This window comes from Vibrio sp. HI00D65, from assembly GCF_001635455.1.
Lineage (GTDB): Bacteria > Pseudomonadota > Gammaproteobacteria > Enterobacterales > Vibrionaceae > Vibrio.
The window spans coordinates 1-3,744 of record NZ_LWEH01000302.1 but is presented as its reverse complement, the minus strand read 5'-3'; the positions used below and the strand labels follow the sequence as shown (position 1 = coordinate 3,744).

General features: G+C 45.1%; 2 protein-coding genes and 1 pseudogene. 1 reads left to right on the top strand and 2 read right to left on the bottom strand.

Annotated elements, in window-relative coordinates; translation table 11 throughout:
- On the top strand, positions 1–2,218 hold a 2,218-nt coding region (locus A3712_RS19280), incomplete at its 5' end, for a bifunctional diguanylate cyclase/phosphodiesterase (RefSeq protein WP_063524704.1).
- A gap of 124 nt (positions 2,219–2,342) precedes the next feature.
- Here A3712_RS19280 and A3712_RS19275 read toward each other — a convergent pair.
- Positions 2,343–2,939, bottom strand: coding sequence for a tRNA-uridine aminocarboxypropyltransferase (locus tag A3712_RS19275; protein WP_063524703.1), 597 nt, complete (start codon positions 2,937–2,939; stop codon positions 2,343–2,345).
- Between the two features lie 2 nt (positions 2,940–2,941).
- Positions 2,942–3,744 (bottom strand): annotated as a pseudogene (locus A3712_RS19270) (COG3650 family protein); the annotation flags it as partial.

Sequence of the window (3,744 nt, the reverse complement as noted above, 5' to 3'; positions counted from 1 at the left end):
GCCTTTTACTGGCAACCCTAACCAAGATAGCCAAGATCTCGTATCTCAACTTGAGCTATCGGAAGACACCAAAACTGTTATCAGCTTGTGTGATCAGGTTGAAGGACGTGATTACCCCATTTATGGTGCTTTCGAAAATCATTCCTACGCATTACCAGTGGCTGGTGGCTTGTGCCAGGAAAATGAGTTCGGCCGCTGGGTTATGCACAATGAGCAAACTTACCAACATGCCTGCGTAGCGGCTGCCTTGACGAACCCTAATTTAAAGGTGTGGTCAGACGCTTACTCCGAGTGGAACCCTATCGGGATGAAACTACGAGTGACTCATGCGATAGGGAACCGTCTATATGCATTAAATGACAAGCCGGCGATTGAGGTATTCAAACATTACCTTGCCGATGGCAAAGATCTTCCTTTCAGCCAACTGATGAGTTTCCCGCTTTATCGCGAACTTGGTAGGAAGAAAGGGATATCAACACCACTTCGTATAAATGATGATGGCAGTATCGAGTTTGATAGCCCGTGGCAGATCGGTGAAGAGGCCCAGTTCTGTTATAACCATCCATCGCTTACTGCCGAAAAGGTGCGTCATGGTGCAGAGATGCTTGCCATGCATCAGCCTGAGTCTGTGATCATCTATAACTGTGTTTCTCGATTGGAGTTCATTGATAGCAAGTTAGAGCTCAAGCCATTTGAAGGGATAGTAAATGCATGTGGTGCCTACTGCATGGGAGAGCTTTACCGCACTGAAGAGCGACAAGACATCCTGCACCACAGTCTGACTTATATCGCGATGAGAGAGTCTGATAAGGTGAATGAATTTCGCTGTGAAGACTTTAAATGTGACTCAACGGTTTCACCACTGCTGAACTTAGTGCGTAACGCAGTGGCTGATCTTGATAGCATGAACACACAAATGGAGAAGAAACTCCATCAACAGGCTCGTCGTTTAACGGAGAGTTATCGCATTGATTCCCTTACTAGGCTACCTAACCGTATAGTACTAAAAGAACGACTCAATACGATTCTCTTTACTGAACATTTGTTGACTTTGAAATTGACTAATTTTCATGAGGTAAATGACAAGTATGGGTATCAAGTTGGTGATCAATTACTCTTAGATCTCTCCAACCACCTCGTAGAGCGTTTGCAGCTTCGAGTAGTTAAGAGGTCTAAGATCAAAGTTGAACTCTTTAGTATTGGGGTTGGAGAATGGGCGATTATCTTCAATACCAGTGCCGGAGGAGCGAAGATTAAGGAGCGCTTTGTCGAATTTGCAGATGAAGTTGAACGTGTTAACTTCGAACCTTATGGCTTAACCGATATTGACTACCTATCGGTCTCGTTATGTGGCGGCTTTGCCAGTCGCTGTGACTTTTTGACTGATAATAGTGATGAAATCCTTCTAAAAGCGATTGAAGCAAGACGTTATGGTGTTCGTAACAATACCCACATAACTAATGCCAAAGATATTCAGGTGAGTGAAGAAGAGCGTAAAGAACGAATTGGTTGGTTGAGCTGTGTAAGCCGAGCAATCTTAGATCAGAACATCATTACCTACTCGCAACCTATCGTGGAGGCGGGAACGCATGAAATGATTGGCCAAGAGTGCTTGGTGAGAATCATGGAAGCTGATGGAACGATTGTGACACCAGGTAAGTTCTTGCCTATGATTGCCGATACACACCTTTATACACGTCTTAGTCGCCATATGATTAAGAACACTATCGGCTATATGGCCGATAAACAGAGCCCGTTTTCTATTAACCTTTCTCCGCAAGACCTTTTAAGTGATAAGACTCTTGAGGTGCTTGAGACCGCTATTAGTGGTATGAACGATCCTACTCGATTGGGACTTGAGGTACTCGAGTCTGAGCAGATTAGAGATTATGGCCGTATGATTGAGGTGTGTGACCACTTCCGTTCGTTAGGTGCAAGAATCATCGTCGACGACTTTGGTTCTGGTTACTCCAACATCGATGAGATCATTAAGCTGGAGCCGCAGATAATTAAGCTCGATGGCAGCTTAATTCGTAATATCGACAAAGACCAGAAGCAGAGAAATATTGCTTCTCAGCTGGTGCGCTTGTGCCAAGTGTTTAATGCCAAAACGGTCGCTGAGTTTGTTCATAATCAACAGGTTTGCGAGATAGCCGAACAGATGGGCGTCGATTATCTGCAAGGTTATTACTTCGGCGAGCCTAAGCGGCTGTTCTGATGAGTGGCAAATGTCTGATGTTTCACGTGAAACACTATTTTTTCCAATGCATTAAAGCGAGATGTGAAAGGGTGAGCTAGTGGCTCGCCCTTTTTATTTTTGTGCTTAAGCACTCCGCATTAATCTACTTGAGAGCGTGTCCACTTTTGTCTGCTTGGAATACTTTTAGATAGTGTTGATAGTAATTCTCTATCTGCTCAGCCGATTGAGTCTCATCCAATGTCTTGAGTAGCTCGATACCAACCTCACAGGTGCATAAGTGTCCACTGTCTTGATTGCGGCGCAACGTATATGAAGATTCACTGGTTACATCGAGGTGCACTTGAGGGATCGTCTGTAGCCAAGGGCTTTTGTTGAGCATCTTTTTCGCTTCTTGCCACGTACCATCCAAGATAATGAATAATGGCGTTCGTTCACTCCCTGTTCCAGAAACGGCTTGCAAACACTCAATACTTTCATTACTTGGAAACAACAGCAAAGGCTGATGAGTTTCACCTTCAAGCAAAGCCAGTAGTTCGGCTGGAGGCGTCTTGCGCTGCCAAATAAAAGACTGACACTGCTTGAGTGACTGTTGCAGTAGCTTTCCAGTATTGGTGTCTCGTGTTAGTTCATTCTCGTGAGTGAGTAGCACTAACTGGGTTTGGCTTTCTGTATTCGGTATTCGATGACAAATACATTGATGAGTGAAACCACACCCAATGCAAGCTTGCTGATCGCTCATGGTTATAGCTTAACTCCGCTTTGTACTGGTGAGATGTCGTTAGCAAACAAAACCACCTCGCTGATATCAGCATCATCGGTTACCGGTGCAACACTTGGGTTGAGTGGGTAGCTGACACCTGTGTATGAGAGTGCGTGTTTGGCCGCTATTGCGCCACCGCCGCTGACATTGAAGATCAGATCGTGCCAACCGTGATTTTTAGACTTACCCACACGAATATCGCCTTTTACTAGTGTTACTCGGCTATTGAAGCGCCACTTATCTTGATGGTTCTCGAAAATCAGCAGTGTACAACCACCTGAGCCACACCAATCGAGTTGAGCGAACAACTCTTCTTTACCGTCACCGTTGAGGTCGTAGGTCAGCCAGCGGTATTTTGTATCATCAGGCGAGCTGTTGTTGATCTTAAAATATTCGCGGATTGCTTGGTCTACTTTTGGATCAAATTGATCACTGGAGTTCACTTGCTTCGCCGTTAGATCAACCGTGTTAGCTTGCGCTTGTACAGGCTTTGCTTCAAATAGTACTAGACCACCGTTGGCAATCGGGTAGACGATATTGCCGACCTTTTCTTTCTCTGCGATAAGCTTACCGTTATCGTGTGTGAAGATACGCTCGGATATCAGGTATTGTTGCTGGTGGCGAGTCATGACAACCTGAACTTGGTTTTGGTTGAGTTGCTGCCAGAAGCCTTGCTCAACAATAGAAGGATCACCGTTGCTGTAAGAGTAGGTTGTCACTGCGCTATGGTCATCGTTGAGCTCTAGGTTAATAGAGAACCCTGAGTTCTGCGTTGAGCTAGCGA